15 protein-coding genes and 1 pseudogene are annotated in these 18,474 nt (G+C 74.6%); 11 read left to right on the top strand and 5 right to left on the bottom strand.

What is annotated here, in order from left to right:
• Positions 1-157: 157 nt before the first annotated feature.
• The 3 genes from IE305_RS17925 (at position 158) to IE305_RS17915 (ending at position 4,187) form a co-directional block, all read left to right on the top strand.
• Entirely contained in the window at positions 158-976 is an 819-nt protein-coding gene (locus IE305_RS17925; RefSeq protein WP_190130616.1) for a rhomboid-like protein, read from the top strand.
• Between the two features lie 149 nt (positions 977-1,125).
• The gene (gene lon / locus IE305_RS17920; RefSeq protein WP_190130615.1) at positions 1,126-3,534 is read left to right on the top strand and encodes an endopeptidase La; all 2,409 of its coding nucleotides are present in this window, start codon (positions 1,126-1,128) and stop codon (positions 3,532-3,534) included.
• Positions 3,535-3,632: 98 nt separating this feature from the next.
• A complete protein-coding gene (locus IE305_RS17915) occupies positions 3,633-4,187 on the top strand; it encodes a Uma2 family endonuclease (RefSeq protein ID WP_229891120.1) in 555 nt (184 codons plus the stop codon).
• A 1-nt stretch (position 4,188) separates the two neighbouring features.
• Here the strand turns inward: IE305_RS17915 and IE305_RS17910 are convergent, their stop codons facing one another.
• A complete protein-coding gene (locus IE305_RS17910; protein WP_190130614.1) occupies positions 4,189-4,617 on the bottom strand; it encodes a MarR family winged helix-turn-helix transcriptional regulator in 429 nt (142 codons plus the stop codon).
• Positions 4,618-4,727: 110 nt separating this feature from the next.
• Between IE305_RS17910 and IE305_RS17905 the strand changes: the two genes are divergently transcribed.
• Complete coding sequence (locus tag IE305_RS17905; protein ID WP_190130613.1) at positions 4,728-5,606, top strand: MBL fold metallo-hydrolase; 879 nt, start codon at positions 4,728-4,730, stop codon at positions 5,604-5,606.
• A gap of 122 nt (positions 5,607-5,728) precedes the next feature.
• Positions 5,729-8,614 (top strand): M4 family metallopeptidase, encoded by a 2,886-nt coding sequence (locus IE305_RS17900; protein WP_373311666.1) that lies wholly within the window; start codon positions 5,729-5,731, stop codon positions 8,612-8,614.
• 155 nt (positions 8,615-8,769) lie between these two features.
• Here IE305_RS17900 and IE305_RS17895 read toward each other — a convergent pair whose 3' ends face one another.
• Positions 8,770-9,627, bottom strand: a complete 858-nt coding sequence (locus tag IE305_RS17895) for a lysozyme (protein WP_190130612.1) — start codon at positions 9,625-9,627, stop codon at positions 8,770-8,772.
• A 222-nt stretch (positions 9,628-9,849) separates the two neighbouring features.
• Between IE305_RS17895 and IE305_RS17890 the strand changes: the two genes are divergently transcribed.
• On the top strand, positions 9,850-10,344 hold the full coding sequence (locus IE305_RS17890; RefSeq protein ID WP_373311664.1) for a MarR family winged helix-turn-helix transcriptional regulator: 495 nt from the start codon (positions 9,850-9,852) through the stop codon (positions 10,342-10,344).
• 62 nt (positions 10,345-10,406) lie between these two features.
• Here IE305_RS17890 and IE305_RS17885 read toward each other — a convergent pair whose 3' ends face one another.
• A complete protein-coding gene (locus IE305_RS17885; protein ID WP_190130611.1) occupies positions 10,407-11,180 on the bottom strand; it encodes a protein phosphatase 2C domain-containing protein in 774 nt (257 codons plus the stop codon).
• 192 nt (positions 11,181-11,372) lie between these two features.
• On the opposite strand from IE305_RS17885, the gene IE305_RS17880 reads away from it, so the two are divergent.
• The 5 genes and pseudogenes from IE305_RS17880 to IE305_RS17860 all read left to right on the top strand — a co-directional run bounded on the left by IE305_RS17880 (position 11,373) and on the right by IE305_RS17860 (position 17,189).
• Complete coding sequence (locus IE305_RS17880) at positions 11,373-14,273, top strand: sensor histidine kinase (RefSeq protein ID WP_190130610.1); 2,901 nt, start codon at positions 11,373-11,375, stop codon at positions 14,271-14,273.
• Positions 14,274-14,299: 26 nt separating this feature from the next.
• Positions 14,300-14,812 carry a roadblock/LC7 domain-containing protein gene (locus tag IE305_RS17875; RefSeq protein ID WP_229891144.1) on the top strand — a complete coding sequence of 171 codons (513 nt, stop codon included), beginning with the start codon at positions 14,300-14,302 and terminating at the stop codon, positions 14,810-14,812.
• Positions 14,809-15,249, top strand: a complete 441-nt coding sequence (locus tag IE305_RS17870; RefSeq protein ID WP_190130608.1) for a DUF742 domain-containing protein — start codon at positions 14,809-14,811, stop codon at positions 15,247-15,249. Before IE305_RS17875 ends, IE305_RS17870 begins: the two co-directional genes overlap by 4 nt.
• Positions 15,230-15,880 (top strand): annotated as a pseudogene (locus IE305_RS17865) (GTP-binding protein); the annotation flags it as partial. The gene IE305_RS17870 and the pseudogene IE305_RS17865, both read left to right, overlap by 20 nt.
• Before the next feature lie 73 nt (positions 15,881-15,953).
• Positions 15,954-17,189: a styrene monooxygenase/indole monooxygenase family protein gene (locus IE305_RS17860; RefSeq protein ID WP_190130606.1), complete on the top strand. Its 1,236-nt coding sequence runs from the start codon at positions 15,954-15,956 to the stop codon at positions 17,187-17,189.
• 200 nt (positions 17,190-17,389) lie between these two features.
• Here IE305_RS17860 and IE305_RS17855 read toward each other — a convergent pair whose 3' ends face one another.
• A complete protein-coding gene (locus IE305_RS17855) occupies positions 17,390-18,034 on the bottom strand; it encodes a coiled-coil domain-containing protein (protein ID WP_190130605.1) in 645 nt (214 codons plus the stop codon).
• A 143-nt stretch (positions 18,035-18,177) separates the two neighbouring features.
• Positions 18,178-18,456 carry a DUF8847 domain-containing protein gene (locus IE305_RS17850; protein ID WP_190130604.1) on the bottom strand — a complete coding sequence of 93 codons (279 nt, stop codon included), beginning with the start codon at positions 18,454-18,456 and terminating at the stop codon, positions 18,178-18,180.
• Positions 18,457-18,474: the final 18 nt, after the last annotated feature.

The following is an 18,474-nucleotide window of genomic DNA, read 5'->3' as shown; positions in this document are numbered from 1 at the left end:
TCACGGCCCGAGCTTGCCCGGGGCGGCCGGTGTGCACCTTAATGTTCACGTCGGGGTGGACCGCCGCGGCGGACCCGGGGAACGGGTCGCCGGCGCGTGCGCCCGGGTGCCCGGAAGGGCCGCGGAAAGGGGCAGGCCGAGTGATCGCGGAGACCGAGTGATCGCGGAGGACGCCGACGCGTACGCCGGCACGGCGGGGCCCGCCGGTGCCGCCCGGCCCCGCCCGCGCCGCCTGCTCCGCGCGGTCCGGCTGCGCCGCGGCCTGCGCGCCGCCGTACGGCTGCTGCCCACGCCCGCCGGCACGCCGTTCACCTTCTGCTACGGCCTCGTCCTCGCCGCCACCGCCGTCTACACCGACCTCGGCGACCCGGCCACGGTCGGCCGGCTGCTGCGCGAGTCCAGCACGGACGCCGCCCACCTCACCGACCAGCCGCTGCTCGTCCTGCTGGCCAGCGCCCTGTGGGTGGCCGGCGGCTTCTGGTCCCTGTACGCGCCGGGGTTCGTCCTGGTGGTGACCGCGCTGGAACGGCGCGTGGGCGCGGCCCGCACGGCGGGCGTGTTCCTCCTCGGCCATGTGCTCGCCACGCTGGCCACCGAGCTGCCCGTCGCGGGCGCGGTGGCCGCCGGCCGGCTGCCGGAAGCCGCGCTGCACCGCCTCGACTACGGCATCAGCTTCGGCCTGATGGCGTGCGTGGGCGCGCTGTCGGGGCTGCTGCGCCGGCCCTGGGACCGGGTCGTGGCGGGCCTCGCGGCGGCGGTGTGCGCCCGCGACCTGTGGGAACTGGCCGACCCGCTGGCCAGCTGGGGCCACCCCATCGCGCTGCTGATCGGCATCGGGTGCCGGCCGCTGCTGCGGGACAAGGGGGAGAAGCGGGGCAAGGGGGAGAAGCGGGGCACCGGGGAGGCGGCCGGGGTCGCCGTCCCCGCGCCGCGCGCCTCGGACGAGGACGCGCCGTCCACGACGGCGGCCCGCTGAGCGCGTACGCCGACCTCCACCCGTACGGGTGATCCCGCGTCCCGTCACGCGGGCCTCTGATCGCTCAGAGCGAACACCGCGTGGGGAACAAGCGCACGGCGGCAAGCATTGAGTGCATGTAGCTCAACTTGCCTGCCGAAGGGGAGATCATGGCTTCGATGTCCACACCGCTCACCCTGCCCGTGCTGCCGCTCGACGACGAGGTGGTCCTGCCCGGGATGGTCGTCCCGCTCGACCTGACGGACTCCGAGGTCCGGGCGGCGGTCGAGGCGGCACAGTCCGCGGCGGCCGAGGGCGCCAAGCCGCGGGTGCTGCTGGTGCCGCGCGTGGACGGCACGTACGCCGGCGTCGGCACGCTGGGCACGGTCGAGCAGGTGGGCCGGCTCTCCGGCGGCGACCCCGGCGCGCTCATCCGCGGTGTGCGCCGGGTACGGATCGGGGCCGGGACGACCGGGCCCGGGGCCGCGCTGTGGGTCGAGGGCACGCCCATGGAGGAGCCGGTGCCCGACCCGCTGCCCGGCGCCGTCACCGAGCTGATGAAGGAGTACAAGGCGCTGGCCACCAGCTGGCTGCGCAAGCGCGGCGCCTGGCAGGTCGTCGACCGCGTGCAGCAGATCGACGACGTCGCCCAGCTCGCGGACAACTCCGGCTACTCGCCCTTCCTCACCGTCGCCCAGCGCGTCGAGCTGCTGGAGACGGCCGACCCGGTGGCGCGCCTCAAGCTCGCCGTGAAGTGGCTCGGCGACCACCTCGCCGAGCAGGACGTCGCCGAGTCCATCGCCAAGGACGTCCAGGAGGGCGTCGACAAGCAGCAGCGCGAGTTCCTGCTGCGCCGCCAGCTGGAGGCGGTGCGCAAGGAACTGGCGGAGCTCAACGGCGACCCGGAGAGCGAGTCCGAGGACTACCGGGCCCGCGTGGAGGCCGCCGCCCTGCCGGAGAAGGTGCGCGAGGCGGCGCTGAAGGAGGTCGGCAAGCTGGAGCGGGCCTCCGACCAGAGCCCCGAGAGCGGCTGGATCCGCACCTGGCTCGACACGGTCCTGGAGATGCCGTGGAACGAGCGCACCGAGGACGCGTACGACATCCCCGGCGCGAAGGCGGTGCTCGACGCGGACCACGCGGGCCTGGAGGACGTGAAGGAACGGATCACCGAGTACCTGGCGGTGCGCAAGCGGCGCGCCGACCGGGGGCTGGGCGTGGTCGGCGGGCGGCGCGGGGGTGCGGTGCTCGCGCTCGTCGGCCCGCCCGGCGTGGGCAAGACCTCGCTCGGCGAGAGCGTGGCCCGCGCGATGGGCCGGAAGTTCGTCCGTGTCGCGCTCGGCGGCGTGCGGGACGAGGCGGAGATCCGCGGCCACCGCCGTACGTACGTGGGCGCGCTGCCCGGCCGGATCGTCCGGGCCGTCAAGGAGGCCGGGTCGATGAACCCCGTCGTCCTCCTCGACGAGATCGACAAGCTGGGCTCGGACTTCCGCGGCGACCCGGCGGCCGCCCTGCTGGAGGTCCTCGACCCGGCACAGAACCACACCTTCCGCGACCACTACCTGGAGGTCGAGCTCGACCTGTCGGACGTGGTCTTCCTCGCCACGGCCAACGTCCTGGAAGCCATCCCCGAGCCGCTGCTCGACCGCATGGAACTGGTCCGCCTCGACGGCTACACGGAGGACGAGAAGGTCGTCATCGCCCGCGACCACCTGCTGCGGCGGCAGCTGGAGCGGGCCGGGCTCGACGCCGACGAGGTCGTGGTGGAGGACGCGGCACTGCGCAAGCTGGCCGGCGAGTACACGCGCGAAGCGGGCGTACGGAACCTGGAGCGCGCCATCGCCCGGGTGCTGCGCAAGGTCGCGGCCCGGCACGAGCTGGGCGAGCAGGAGCTGCCGTGCACCATCGGCGTGGAGCAGCTGCGCCCGCTCATCGGCCGGCCGCACCACACGCCGGAGTCGGCCCAGGACCCGGCCGAGCGCCGCACGGCGGTGCCGGGCGTGGCCACGGGCCTGGCGGTGACGGGCGCGGGCGGCGACGTGCTGTTCGTCGAGGCGTCGCTGGCCGACCCGGAGACGGGCGGCGCGGGCCTGACGCTCACGGGCCAGCTGGGCGACGTGATGAAGGAGTCGGCGCAGATCGCCCTGTCCTTCCTCCGCTCGCACGGCGCGGAGCTGGAACTGCCGGTGGCCGACCTGAAGGAACGCGGCGTCCACCTGCACGTCCCGGCGGGCGCGGTCCCGAAGGACGGCCCGAGCGCAGGCATCACGATGACCACGGCCCTGGCCTCGCTCCTCTCCGGCCGCCAGGTCCGCCCGGACGTGGCGATGACGGGCGAGGTGTCCCTGACGGGCCGCGTCCTGCCGATCGGCGGCGTCAAGCAGAAGCTGCTGGCAGCACATCGCGCGGGCATCACGACGGTGATCATCCCCAAGCGCAACGAACCGGACCTGGACGACGTCCCGGCGGAGGTCCTGGACCGGCTGGACGTCCACGCGGTCTCGGACGTACGGCAGGTGCTTGAGCTGGCACTGACGCCGGCGACGGTGGGGGCGGAGCCGGAGGTCCCGGCGGCGGCGTGAGCGGTGGCCCGCGGCCCGGTTCCGTACGCACGGCAGTGCGAGGGAACCGGGCTGCGGGCGTGTCGTTGTACTGCGCGGGTGGCGGGGGAGGAGCGCAGGTGACGGGCCATGATCCCGAGCTGGAGGAGATGTTCGAGCTCCTCTACTCGATCACGCCGGAGCTGTTCCACTCGGAGATCGTGGGCGGCGCCATTTGCATGGTGCCGAAGCGGAACGTGCACTCGGTCATCGTCACCAGTGTGTTCCGCCAGTTGATGCGCTGTTCCGGGCCCGGCGCCGAGGTCGTGTACGACGTCCGTCTCGACCTTCCAGGCTGGCGCAACGCCTTCGCGCCGGACGTGTACAAGCTGTCGGCCGGCGCCCGGCCCGACGCAAGGGGCGAGTGGCGCTATCAGGACGTCGAGTTCGTCCTCGAAGTCATCACGCGCGGCACAGCCGAGAACGACTACGGCAAGAAGAAGGACGCGTACGCCGCCGGGGAGATCCCGGTGTACCTCATTGCGGACCCGTACACCGGTGAGTGCCAGGTCCACACCGATCCCCGAGACGGCGCGTACCAGCACGTCCGTACCGTCCCCTTCGGTGAGAAGGTCGATCTCACCGACACCGTCGTCGGCATGACCCTCGAAACCGACCGCTTCCCCCGCGACTGACCTATTCCTCCGGCCCCAGCGCCCGTTCCAGCAGGCCGTACAGCGCGTCGCGCTCCTCTGCCGTCAGGCCGCCCAGGGGTGAGCCCTCCTCCAGGAGGGTCATCAGGTCGTTCCTCATCGCCGTCCCCTGCTCCGTCAGGACCAGTTGCTTCGCGCGGCGGTCCGTGGGGTGGGGGCGGCGTTCCATGAGGCCCTGGGCCTCGAGTTTGTCGATGACGAACGTCGCGTTCGAGGGCTCGCAGCCCATGCGCCCGGCGAGCTGCCGCATCGTCATCGGCTCGTCCAGCTCCCGCAGCGCCGTCGCCTGCGGTGCCGTCAGTCCCAGCCGTCCCGCGCGCTCGCGGACGTGGTCGGAGATGCGGCGGGACAGGTCGTTCACCAGGCCGCACACGCGGCGTTCGTTGCAGATGCCTGGCCCCGGGGTCGTCATGGTGCCCAGCCTACCCAGCCACATCAAGGCTTCATCTTTATAGCTTGAATCACTTCAGCTTGAATGAGTACAGCTTGAATCATTCAAGCTGTAAGTATATGGTCCCCGGCATGACCGATCTTGCTTCGCGGCTGAACCGTCCCTCCGTCCTCCGTTCCCTCCGCCTCGGCGACGACATCACCGTCACCTACCTCCCCGACGGCGCCGGCGAGCTCCGGCCCCGCGGCTGGCTGCCCGCCACCACCGACGAGGACTGGGCCGCCCACCCCCAGTACCTCGACGCCAACGGCAACCTCGTGGCGAGCATGGGCGCCCTGCTCGTCGAGCACGGCGACCGGGCGATGCTCATCGACTCCGGCTTCGGGCCGCACACCATGGAGGCCCCGGACGAGGACGGTCCCATCGGTTCCATCTCCGCCGGCGCCCTCCTGGAGAGCCTTGCCGCGGCCGGCCGCGCGCCGCACGAGATCGAGGCCGTGGCCATCACCCACCTCCACCCCGACCACATCGGCTGGGCCGTGACCGCCGCGCCCGGCGAGGACGAGCCGCCGTTCGTCAAGGCCGACTACCTCATGGCCGAGGACGAGTGGAACCACCGGCACCTCGTCGAGGCCACCCCGCAGGAGGCCCTCGACGTCCTCGCCCCGCGCGTCCGTACCGTTGCCGACGGCGAGGAGATCTTTCCCGGCGTCCGCGTGATGCTCACCCCCGGCCACACCGCCGGCCACGCCGCGTACGTCGTCACCGGCAGCGAGCGGCGCCTGATCGCCTTCGGTGACGCCCTCCACTCGCCCGTGCAGGTCGACCACCCCGAGTGGTCCGCCGTCGTCGACCACGACCCCGTGCAGTCGGCCGGCCACCGGCGCCGCCTCGTCGACGAGCTGGCGCAGCCCGGCACCGTCGGCTTCGGCGTCCACTTCGCCGACGTCGTCTTCGGCCGTGTGCAGCGCGACGGAGACGGCCCCGCCTGGCGGCCCGTCGACGCCTGACGCTCGTACGGCCGAAACTCGTCCCTCCGTTCGGACGCCCCATTGATCGCCCCCCGTCCCGCCGGTTGCATGTGCCGCGACCACGAGATGTTCCTGCGTTCCGCACGTACGGAGGGGGACCCTTGCGCAGATCCGAAGGAACCGAGGGAGCACGTTCCGGGAGACCGGCCGGCCGGGGACGGCACGGCATAGCCGGGGCGGCGGCGCTGCTGGGCGCCGCCGCCCTCGTCGTCTCCGCCCTGCCGGCCCAGGCCCTGGCCGCACCGCCCGCCCCGGACCCCACCGGGATCGTCCCGGGGAAGGGAACCTCCACCCCTTCCCTGGTGGACGGCATCCGGGAGCAGGCCACGGCCGGCGGCAGCGCCGCCGACGCGGCCCGCGGCCACCTGGCCGCCAAGAAGAACCGTTACCGCATCGCCGATCCCGGCCGTGACCTGCGGCCGGTGCAGACCGTCGCCACCGGCGGCCACGAGACGGTCCGGCTCCAGCAGAAGCACCGCGGCATCGACGTCCTCGGCGGCCAGTACGTCGTCCGGATGGAGAAGAAGGACGGCAAGCGCGTCGTCACCGGCACCTCCGGCAAGTACTTCACGGGCCTGACCGCCGACACCACTCCGCAGGTCGCCGAGGACACCGCCGTGCGCCGCGCCGTCACCGCGACCGCGCAGCGCCTCGCCCACGGCCGGCTGGCCAAGGGCGACAAGGGTGCCAAGGGCGACAAGGCCGCCGCCAAGCTCACCGGCACCGCCCGCGGCCTGGTCGTCCTGCCCCGCGGCGCGGGCGTCCTCACCCACCACGTGACCGTCCGCGGCACCGACCCCGCCACCGGCGCACCCGTCCTGCACGAGGTGTACGTCGACGCCAAGGCGGGGTACCCGGTGCTCCAGTACAGCGGCATCAAGACCTTCGGGGGTGCCACCCCCCAGTCGGCGCCCGCCCCGAAGGCCGCCGCGGCCACAACCGCCAAAGCCGCCACCACCGCCAAGGCCGCCGACGGTGACGCCGGTGCCAGGCACCCCGGCGTGGCCGGCTCCGGTGTGAAGTACGACGGCACCACCGTCGAGCTGGGCCTGTTCTTCGACACCGCGCGCGGCGAGTACGTGATGACCGACCACTCCCGCATGTGGGACACATCGAAGAACGTCCTCTCCACCTGGGACGCGCGCGGCAAGGACGTCTCCGAGGTGTCCGGGCGCTGGCCCGACGGCATCAAGGAGTTCGGCTCACCCACCCCCGGCTTCGGCAAGGACGCCACCGAGGCCGGTGCCGTCGACGCGCACTGGGCGGCCGGCAAGGTGTACGACTACTACCGCAAGGTGCACGGCCGCGACGGCCTCGACGGCCGCGGCTCCACCGTCAACTCGCTCGTCGGCGTCACCCTCTTCGGAGGGCCGTACGTCAACGCCTTCTGGGACGGCGAGAAGATGGTCTACGGCGCCGGCGACGAGAAGCACTACCGCACTCTCTCGGCCGACCTGGACGTCGTCGGGCACGAGATGACGCACGGCGTCGTCGAGCACTCGGCCAACCTCGTCTACGCCGGCCAGTCGGGCGCGCTCAACGAGGCGCTCGCCGACTACTTCGGCAACGCCATCGCCGTCGACGCGGCCGGCATCCGGATGGACGACCCCGACGCGGGCCTCATGGGCGGCAACCTCTGCCGCGACAAGGCGCCGCGCCAGTGCGCCTTCCGCGACCTCAACGACGGGGCGAGCACCTCGAAGAACTTCCTGGGCGTCGCCTTCGGCACCGACAACGGCGGCGTCCACCTGAACTCGACGATCTTCTCCGGCGCCCTGTGGGACATGCGGGAGGACCTCGGCCGCACCCTCGCCGACAAGATCGTCTACAAGGCGCTGACGGAGTACATGACCCCGCTCGACGGCTTCACCGAGGGCCGCGAGGCGGTCCTCGCCGCCGCCCGGGCGCTGGGTGTGCAGGGCAAGGACATGAACACCGTCAAGCGGTCCTTCAACGCCCACGGCATCGTGCCCAACTGGGAGCAGGCCCTCGGCGTCGACACCGACGTCCTCTCGGCCAAGCTCAACACCGCCGACTCCGGCACCGGTGCGGGCGGCGGCTGGTGGGTGACCTCGCGCTCCAACGACGACGGCACCGAGGCGTACTCCGTGTGGGCCGGGCGGACCGACGGCTCCGGCAGCGCGAAGCTCGTCAGCCCGAACGACGGCCGCTACCACGCCAACCCCGCCACCGACGGCAAGACCGTGGTGTGGACCGCGTACAGCCCGGCGGGCGTGGAGGTCCTGTCGCGGCCGCTGGCCGGCGGGCCGACGAAGAAGCTGTACGGCAACCCGGACGTCACGCCCGCCGGTGTGCGCGTCGAGGGCAACGTGGTGGCGTTCGAGACGATGGACGTCTTCGGCGCCCGCCACGTGGGCTATCTGCGGACCGGTGACAAGCAGCCCACCTGGGTGGACGGCGGCGGCACCGACGTGGGCACCGCCTCGCCGTCCCTCTCCCACGGCCGCCTCGCCTACGCCAAGGTCTACCCCGACGGCGACACCTACCGGTCCGGCGTCGAGGTCCTCGACCTGGCGAGCGGCACGCGGACGCTGATGAAGCAGCTGGGCACGCCCGAGGCCATCGGGCGGACCGCCATCACCGGCAAGCACGTCTTCTGGCTCGCCGACGAGGTCGTCGACCAGGGCCAGGTGGCGGTGCGCCGCGCGAACCTCGACGGCACCGGCACGGTCGACCTCAGCCCGGAGCAGGGTGAGAACGCGCTGCACGCCTCCGACCTCACCGCCTCCGACGACGCGGTGACGGTGACCGCGGAGCTGCCCGACTCCGCCTACCGCAACGAGACCCTGGCCAAGCTGTGGCAGTTCGCGGCGGACGGCTCCGGCGGCCGGGCCCGGGTGTCCTGCAACCGCGGCGAGCAGGTCGCTCCCGCGGCGGCCGGCGGCCGGCAGGTGGTGTGGATCGACGGCACCACCGGTACGACCGACCTGGTGACCCGCACCCGCCCGGCGGGCCGCTGCGGCTGACCCGTACGACACCGGGCCCGTACGACACCGGGCCCGTACGACACCGGGCCCGTACGACACCGGGCCCGTACGACACCGGGCCCGTACGACACCGGGCCCCCGGCGCCGATGAGCCGGGGGCCCGGTGGCTCGTGGAGCCCTCCGCCGGTCCTCCGTCAGCCGTCGGCGAGGGCCTGGAGTCTGCCGTACGTGCCGTTGAAGCGGTTGTGGTCGCCGACCGTGGGGCCGGTGTCGGTGTACTGCCAGATCGTCTGGAAGGACCAGCCGGCCGGGAGCTCGCCGGCCGAGGAGCCGTAGCGCGGCACCCACAGCGGGTTGTACGTGCCGAAGCCGCCGTAGTTGCCGGTGCACTTCTTCCACCACGTGGTGGAGGTGTAGAGGACCGCGTCACGCCCGGTGCGCGAGCGGTAGGTGGTGAAGAAGTCGTCGATCCAGTCGATGAGGGCGGCCGCGCTCTTGCCGTAGCAGGTGCTGCCGTAGGGGTTGTACTCCATGTCGAGGACGCCCGGCAGCGTCTGGCCGTCGCCCGACCAGCCGCCGCCGTGGTCGGCGAAGAAGTCGGCCTGGACGGAGCCGCTGGAGTTGTCCGGCAGCGCGAAGTGGTACGCGCCGCGGATCATGCCGGTGCCGTACGAGCCCGTGTACTGCTGGGCGAAGTAGGGGTTGGTGTAACTGGAGCCCTCGGTGGCCTTGACGTAGGCGAACCGGGCGCCGCTGTTCCACAGCGACTTCCAGGAAACGTTTCCGTTGTGGCTGCTGACGTCCACGCCCTCGACCGTGGAGCCGCGGACGCCGTCGGGCAGGGAGTCGGGGGCGTTCTCCGTGCCCTCGTGGGCGCGGATGGTGGAGCCCATCCAGTCGCGGTCGGGGTGGCCGGGGCCGGTGGGGACGGCCGCGCCGGCGGCCGTGGGGATCGGGGCGAACAGACTCATCAGAAGGGCGAACAGGGAGACGAGGGCGGCCGCCGCGGTGGGGGGAAGCGGGCGGCCCTGGCCATGGTGGTGCTCGGGCATGTCGTGCCTCCGGGGCCATGGTGGGGGGAAGGGACGAGCGGGTTCAATGGAAGGCGCATTGATATGACCATGCCATTTATCAAACTACGGGCGTAGAAGCGGGCTGCGGTAGACACCCGGGGTGCTGCCGTTGGTCTAATCCTGCGAAATACTGGCGGAGCTGCGGCGATGCGCCGCGCACTCGTCAATCTTTCAGCGGCTGGAAAGCAGGAGAGGGCTCACGTGCACGACACCGGTATCCCCGGCCCCGGGGGCCACGGCCCCCGGCTCGGGGTCGGCGAGGACATGGACCCCGCCTTCCTCGCCCTGGAACGCGAGCTGACGGTCTTCCTGCGGCGCGCCCGGTCCTCCGCCGGGCAGTTCGCCCGCGAGGTCCACCCCGACCTGGAACCGGCGGCGTACGGCATCCTCGCCCGCCTGGAGGAGATGGGCCAGCAGCGCGCCACCGACGTGGCGGCCTACTTCGGCGTCGGCAAGGCCACCATGAGCCGGCAGCTGCGCGCCCTGTGCGACCTCGGGCTCGTCGCCCGCGTCCCCGACCCCACCGACGGCCGGGCCTCCCTCATCCAGCTCACCGAGGAGGGCCGGCAGCGGTTCACCCGGGTGCGGGACGCCCGGAGGGCCCAGTACGTGAACAAGCTCGCCGACTGGGACCGCGGCGAGGTCGCCGAGCTGGCCCGCCTCCTCCACCAGATGAACGAGCGCGTGGAGGGGTAGGGCCCCTCCCTGGGCGCCCTCCCTGGGCGCCCCCGGCGGGCGTGCGCGCCGCCCGCCCGCCGTCACAGCTCCGCGTACACGACCGCCGCGTCGTCGTGGCACTTGCCGCGGCGGAACGCCGTGCCGTCCGGGTCCGCGCGCTCCGCCTTCCGTACGCGGTCCACCAGCGCCCGCGGGCCCTCCTTCGCCACCAGCGCGAAGCACTCCGCCCAGCCGCCCGCGCCGAACACCTCCACCCAGCGCGCCGCGCCGTCGCTGAGCACGGCCAGCGCCCGGACCTCCGCACGCGGCGTACGGCCCGTCACCGCGCGCTCCACCACCGCGGGATCCGCGGCGGCCGTGAAGAAGCCGCCCTCCGCGTTGCGCTGCGCGTCCGTCACCGGGCCGAGCGCGGCCAGGCGGGCGATCCGGTCGTCCAGCACCGGCGTCACCGTGCCGTCCGTGCCCTCCAGCAGCAGCACCGAGTCCGACAGCACCAGGTGCTCCACGACGGCGTCGTCCCAGCGCGCCACCACCACCGTGGCCTGCGGCGTCCGGCGGTGCGTCAGGTCGCAGCCGGCGCCGTGCGCCCGCGCCGTACGGGCCACCGCCTCCGCCAGGCACCGCGCCAGCGGCATCGTCCGTTCTGTCGTGGCCAGTTCGAGGAGGGCGCCGCCCAGCCGGGCGGTGAACCACGGCACGTCGTGCACGCATCCGGTGCCGCCGTCCGGCGGCGGCGTCACCCCGTCCAGCAGGACCAGCGCGCCGCCGGAACCCGACGCGGGCAGGGCGACGGCCGTGAAGTCCTCGTTGGGGCACGCCACATCGCCCGGCCGCGTGGCAAGTTCGATACGCATGCGACCAGTGTGCAGGATGACGGACTTTCCCGGTTTTTCCCCGGCCATGACCGGCAATTCCCCGCCCGCTGACGCGCATCCTTCCGGCGTGCCGGGCTGTTGAGCATATGGGCACTCACCGACAGCACGCGGTGGGTGACACCGAGTACGGCACAGGGCGGGACACGGACGACAGCAGATTGCGAGCTACCGGTGCGGAAGAAGCGGCTTCGCGGCGGCCGGCGCGAACAGCAGACCACAGGAGTCCCGGAGCGCACCGCCCGCGTACGCAACCGGCTCATCGCCTCCGTCGCCCTCGTCTCCCTGACGGCCCTGGGGGCCGGCGCCTTCGGCGTCGCCGACGCCATACGCGACCTCGGCGACTCCCGCCGGCTCGCCGCGCTCGCCAAGACCGACGGCGGGGCCGTCTCCCTCGCCCACGCCCTGGCCGACGAGCGCGACGCCATGACCGAGTACGTCGCCGGAGGGAGCGCGGGCGCCGTCCCGCCCGGCGCGTCGGAGGACCAACGCGCCCGCGTGGACCGGCAGATCACCGAGTTCCGCGCCCTCGCGCCCGCCTCCGTCCGCACCCGGCTCGACGCCCTGCCCGAGCTGCGCCGCCGCGCCCTCGCCGGCCCCGGCGACGCGCTCGCCGTCTTCGACGCGTACTCCGCCACCCTCCGGTCGCTCGGCGGCATCGGCGCGGGCCTCGCCGACGGGCTGCCCTCCCGCGCCCGTTCGGCGCAGGCCGCCGCCCTGCCCGCGCTCGGCCGCGCCACCGAGGAGACCTCCGCCGCCCGCGCCCTGCTGCTGGCCGCCATCGCCGCCCGCACCCAGCGCCTCGCCTCCGAGAACGCAACCGAGCCCCTGGCGTCCGCCGCCCAGCGCGCCGCACTGCGGCAGGAGACCGCGCTGGAGGACTTCCGCCGTCTCGCCCCGGCCGCGCTGCGCAGCGAGTACGCCCGCACGGTCCGCGGCCCGCAGGCCGACGCCGCCGCCCAGCGGCTCGCCCGCACCCTCACCCACCCCCAGCCCACGGCCGCCGAACTGACGGCGCCCGGCCCCCTCCGGGCCGCCCTCACTGCCCGCCTCGACCAGCTGCGCGGCCTCGAAACCGGCCTCGCCACCGAGGAGATGGCCCGCCTCGCCGGGCTGCGCGGCCACGACACCACCGCCCTGGAGGCCCGCGGCGCCCTCGCCGCCCTCGCCTTCCTCCTCGTCCTCGGCACCGGCGCGTGGACGGCCCGCTCCGTCACCCGCCCCCTCGACGCGCTCCGCCAGGGCGCCCGGCGGGTCTGCGCCGACCCCGTCACCAAGGACCCCGTCTCCTTCCGCGGCCGCGACGACGAGTTCGCCGAAGTGGCCCGCTCCGTCAACGTCCTGCACGGCACCGTGCTGCGGCTGCGCGAACGCGTCGCGCTGCTGGAGGGCGAACGCGGCCGGCTCGACGCCGCCCGCCAGGACCTCGCCGACGAACGCGACGCCCTGCGCCGCCGCCACCAGGAGGCCACCGAGCGCATGGCCGGCCTCTCCGGACGGGTGCAGACCACCTTCACCGGGCTGTCCCGGCGCACCCTCTCCCTCGTCGAGCAGCAGCTGGGCGTCATCGAGTCGATGGAGGCCCACGAGGCCGACCCCGACCGGCTCGAAGTGCTCTTCCGCCTCGACCATCTCGCCACGCGCATGCGCCGCCACAACGAGAACCTGCTCGCCCTCGCCGGCGCCGAGCGGCCCTGCGGCCACACCGGGCCCGTACCGCTGCTCGACGTGCTGCGCGCGGCGGTCAGCGAAACGGAGCGGTACGAACGCGTCCGCATCCACTCGCTGCCCGCCCGCGCCCAGGTCGCCGGGACCGCCGCGGACGACGTCAGCCACCTGGTCGCCGAACTCCTGGAGAACGCCACCTCGTTCTCCCCGCCCGACGTGCAGGTGCAGGTCTCCGGCTGGCTGCTGGAGAACGGCGAGGTGATGCTCTCCGTCCAGGACGAGGGCATCGGCATGGCCCCCGAACGGCTCGACGAGCTCAACACGCTGCTCGCCGACGCCGACCCCGACCCGCACGGCTCGCCCTCGGGCCGCCAGGGCGAACCCGTGATGGGCCTCGGCCTGTACGTGGCGGCCCGGCTCGCCGGGCGGCACGGCGTACGGGTGCAGCTGCGCGAGCAGCGGCCGGGCGGCATCACGGCCGTGGTCGTGCTGCCCGCCCACCTCGTGCCGGCCGACCAGCCGGCCGTACCCGACCCGGCCACCGCACCCCCCGTCCCCGGCTCCGCGCACACCGCGCCCCACGTCGGCCTGCCGGGCGTGGCCGCCGAGGCCAACTCGCACGTACTGCCCGGGCGTTCCGGGTACGGCGTGGAGGACGGGAGCCTGCTGCCGGGGCAGCGGCGGTCGGGCCCCTGGGCCGCGCAGGACGAGCAGACGATCCAGCTCACGACGGTACGGGGACGGGGGGCGGGACAGGGGCCGGGTACGGGACCGGGTACGGGGCCGGTGGCACCGCCCGTACCGCCGCCCGCACCGCCGGTGTGGGAGGAGGGCGGCCACCGGGCGCACCACCCGCCGCAGGGCCACGACCCGTACTGGACGTACCAGGAGACCGGGCCGTACGCGTCCGGGGGCGTCCCCGGCGGCGGTGTGCACGACGCCGGTGGCGGGGCCCGGCACGCGCGCCGTGGGACCGACCGGGCCACCGACCGGGCCACCGACCGGGCCACGGACCGGGCCACGGACCGTTCCACGGGCTGGGAGATCAGCGGGGTGACGGCCCACGACCCGGGCGAGCCGCCCGAGCCGCCCCGGTCGCCCGAGCCCCGCGAGGTCCGGCACAGCACCCCGCAGCCCCTGGGCACCATGCCGGGCGCCGCCCCCCTCACCGGCACCGGCCTGCCCAAGCGCACCCCCCGGCCGGTGGCCCCGCGGCCCGCGCCGATGAGCGTGCGGCAGGGCGTGGACGCCGAGGCGCTGCGCCGCAAACTCGCAGGGTTCCAGCAGGGCGCGCGGGAAGGACGGCGGGACGCCGAGGCCGAGCTGACGGGGCGTGGGCGAGGAACTGATCGGAACCGAGCGGGGGCGCCGGACGAGGGCGGCTCCGTCGAGGAGGCACGCGGTTGACTGCATTTTCCCAGGGGGCGACGCCCGTGACGCCCGCCCGCACCCACGGCGTCACGGCCCCGGGTCCGAGCGACGGGGCCCGCAACCTGCACTGGCTGCTGACCGACCTGGTGGAGGAGGTGCCCGGCGTGCTGTCCGTCGCCGTCGTCTCCTCCGACGGCCTGCTCCTGCTCTCCTCCACGCCGGAGACCGTGCCCGGCACCCCACCCGGCCCGGCGTCCGAACGCTGCCCGGGCGAGGGCCCGCGCGGCTCGTCCGCCGACCTCGCCACCATCGTCGCCGGGCTGGGCAGCCTGACCACCGGGGCCGCGGCCCTGATGGACGGCGGCACGGTCAAGCAGACGATGGTCGCCATGGACGGCGGCGGCCTGTTCGTCATGACCATCAGCGACGGTTCCCTGCTGGGCGTGCACACCGCGCCCGACTGCGACATGAGCATCGTCGCCTACCACATGGCCCTGTTCGTGGGCCGCGCCGGTCACGTCCTGACGCCCGAACTCCGCAGGGAGCTCCGGAAGTCGGTGGAGGCCGGCGCATGACTGCCCTCGCGCCCGGCACCCGCGCCCCCGCCCCGTCCGCGCCACGACCGCCCGTGTCCGTGCCCGCGCCCCGGCGTGGCGGCGGCGCGGGGCGCAGGGCGGCGCGGGTGCGCCCGTACTCCGTCGCCGGGGGCCGGGGCGGCTGCGGCCACCTGCTGCTCCTGGAGACGTTCGTGGCCGCGTACGGCGGCGACGGCGTGGACGGGCCGCCGGGGCGGGGGCTGCCCGAGGCGGGCGCCGTCGTCCGGCTGTGCCGTCGGCTGCGCTCGGTCGCCGAGGTGGCGGCGCTGCTCAGGATGCCGCTGGGCGTCGTGCGCCTGCTCCTCGCCGACCTCGCCGACCAGGGAAGGATCCGCGTCTACGGCAGCGGTCACGCCACCGGGCGGCCGGACCGCCTGCTGCTCGAAAGGGTGCTGAGTGGACTACGCAGGCTCTGACACGACGGAGGGCGCCGGCGCCCATCCCGTCCATCCCGTCCATCCGGCGGACGAGGAGCGGGCGCGCAGCTGGCAGACGGACCTCACGCGCGCCCCCGCCGCCACGAAGATCGTGATCGCGGGCGGTTTCGGGGTGGGCAAGACGACGTTCGTCGGCTCGGTCTCCGAGATCACGCCCCTGCGGACGGAGGCGGTGATGACCGCGGCCGGCGAGGGCGTCGACGACCACGCGGCCGTACCGGAGAAGGCGACCACGACCGTGGCCATGGACTTCGGCCGGATCACGCTCGACGCGGACCTGGTGCTGTACCTGTTCGGCACGCCGGGGCAGAAGCGGTTCTGGTTCATGTGGGACGACCTGGTGCGCGGGGCCATCGGCGCGGTGGTGATGGCCGACACGCGGCGGCTGGCGGACTGCTTCCCCGCGCTCGACTATTTCGAGAGCGCGGGGCTGCCGCACGTCGTGGCCGTCAACCAGTTCCAGGGCACGCCGCGGCACGACGCCGAGGCGGTGCGCGAGGCGCTGTCGCTGACGCCGGACGTGCCGCTGGTGATGATGGACGCGCGGCGCCGCATCACAGTGGTCGAGACGCTGCTGACCCTGGTCGGGCGGGCCCTGGAGGTCACCCCCGCCCTGGGGTCCACGGGCCGGCCGCGCACCGACGGCCGGTCCGTCGCCGCTCGCGGGCGGAGCTGAGCCGGGCGTGCGACGGATCCTCATGGTCGGGGCCGGCCAGGCCGGGCTCCAGCTCGCTCTGGGCCTCCAGGCCAAGGGCTACGACGTCACGCTCATGGCCAACCGCACGCCCGCGGAGGTGCGGGCCGGGCGGGTGACGTCGACCCAGCTGATGTTCCGCACGGCCCTGCGGTACGAGCGCGAGCTCGGCCTCAACTTCTGGGAGGGCCTGGCCCCGCGCGTGACGGGCCTGGGCGTGTCGGTCGCGGGTACGGTGCCGGGCGTGCCGGGGGTGCGGCGCGCCGTCGACTGGGTGGGGCGGCTGGACGGGCCGGCGCAGTCCGTCGACCAGCGGGTGAAGCTGGCGGGCTGGCTGGAGGCGTTCGCCGAGCGCGGCGGGCGCGTGGTGGTGCACGCGGCGGCCGTCTCGGACCTGGACGTGCTCGTGCACCGTCACGACCTGACGCTGGTGGCGGCGGGCAAGGGCGAACTGGTGTCGCTGTTCGCCCGCGACCCGGCCCGCTCCCCGTACGGCGCGCCGCAGCGGGCGCTGGCCCTGGCGTACGTGCACGGGCTCGGCCCGCGCGCCGACGGCGCGGGGGAGGAGGTGGCGGGCTGGAACCTGGTGCCGGGCGTCGGTGAACTGTGGGTGATCCCGGCGCTGACGACGTCCGGGCGGGCCGACATCCTGTTCTGGGAGGGCGTGCCGGGCGGCCCGTGCGACGTCTTCGGCGACGTGCGCGACCCCGGCGAGCACCTGGCGCGCGTGCTGGCGCTGCTGGAACGCTTCGTACCGTGGGAGTACGGCCGCGCCACGGCCGTGGAACTGACGGACGCCGGCGCCACCCTGGCCGGCCGCTACGCGCCCGTGGTCCGCGACCCCGTCGGCCGGCTGCCCTCCGGCGGCCTGGTCCTGGGCGTGGCCGACGCGGTGGTGGCCAACGACCCTCTGACGGCCCAGGGCGCCAACTCGGCGGCCAAGTGCGCCGCGTCGTATCTGGCCTCGATCGTCGAACGCGGCGAGGAACCCTTCGACGCGGCCTGGATGCGCACGGCCTTCGCCCGCTACTGGTCCTCGGCCCGCCACGTCACCCGCTGGACGAACACGCTGCTGGCCCCGATGACGCCGCACGCGCGGACGCTCCTGTCCACGGCGGCGGACGACACGGCGCTGGCGGACCGCTTCGCCAACGGCTTCGACGACCCGTCGGACTTCGAGGACTACTTCTACGAGGCGGGGGAGGGAGAGGAGAAGGGGGAGTGAGACGGGCTTCCCGCGCCGCCGGACACCGCTGGGCGCCGGGTGCGGGGGGCGTGTGCGTGCTTGTGTCCTGGCGGCCGCGCCGCCTGCCGCTCCGTGCGTTGGCCGCGGCTGCTGCGTGTGGGGGGCGGCCCGTGCGCGTCGGCGGCGCGGTTCCCGCGTACGTGCCGCGGCCGTCGCCCTGCACCCCGTAACAGGCCGGCTCAGGCGCGGCCCCCGCGTTCCAGGCGGCGCCAGGCCGTCAGCTGGGCGTCCGTCAGGGACGCGAGGACGCGCTCGACCTCGCCGAGGCGTTCGCGGGCCGTGTCGCGTTGTCTGCGGCGGGTCGCGGCCAGCGTCTGGCGGGTGTTGAGGGCGCCGCGGGCGCGGGCGGCCAGCGTGGCCGCCCGGCGTTCGGCCTGCTCCAGGCGGCGTACGGTCGCGGCTCTGCGCCGGGCGGCGCGGTCGAGGGTGTGGCCGCGGTCCAGGGCGCCGCGCGGGTCGCGGCTCAGCAGGAACTCCACGCCCACCGGGAGCGGCCGGCAGGCCCCGCGGTACTGCTCGCGGGCCACGGCGCCCGCCGCCTCGCGGCCGGCCGCGAGCGCGAGCCGGGCGCGGGCCGCGTCCTCGGCGAGGTGCTCGGCGCGGTCCTCCTGCGACCGCAGCCGTTCCCCCGTGGCGCGGTAGTCCTCCGTCGCCTCCTCCGCCTCGCGGTACAGCGTCCGCAACCGGCTCAGCAGCGCACTGACCGGCTGCCCCGGCGGCGGCGCCGCGGGCGGCGCCCCCGCACCGGCCGCGGGGACGGGCACGGCGAGCGCGCCTCCAGCCAGCAGGGCCGCCGCGCAGCAGCGCACGAACCGTCCCGACACCGGCGCACCTCCCGCCTCCGTCTCCCGCCTCCCGATGACGCAGAGGCCCGGAGCCTTCCCAGCGCCGGGAGACTCGTATGACCAGTACGACGAATCGGGGCCGGAACGGCGCAGCGACGTCACCCGTGCGGGGTGCGGCCGGCTCAGCCGGCCGGCGGCTTGGACCAGGGCCGGCGGAGGCCGCCGCCGTGGCCGTGCGCCTCGGGGTCGTGCACGTACTTCCAGCCCTTGGGCAGCGCGAGCCGCCGCGTCACGGCGGCCGGCTCGCGCCGGTAGACGTACACGGTCGGCCCGGCTCCGGGCTCGTCCGCCGGCACCGGCACCTTGTACGTCTTCGGGGGCAGCCCCGTCGGCCCGACGAGGACGTCCAGCACGCGTCCGTCCAGGGGCCCGCCCTCGAAGGGCGTCTTCTCGCTTCTCACACGACCAGTGTCCGTCAG

This window comes from Streptomyces mashuensis, from assembly GCF_014654785.1.
In the GTDB taxonomy this organism is placed as follows: Bacteria; Actinomycetota; Actinomycetes; order Streptomycetales; family Streptomycetaceae; genus Streptomyces; species Streptomyces mashuensis.
Note: the sequence above shows the minus strand (reverse complement) of the source record. Positions and strands in the feature narration are given on the sequence as shown.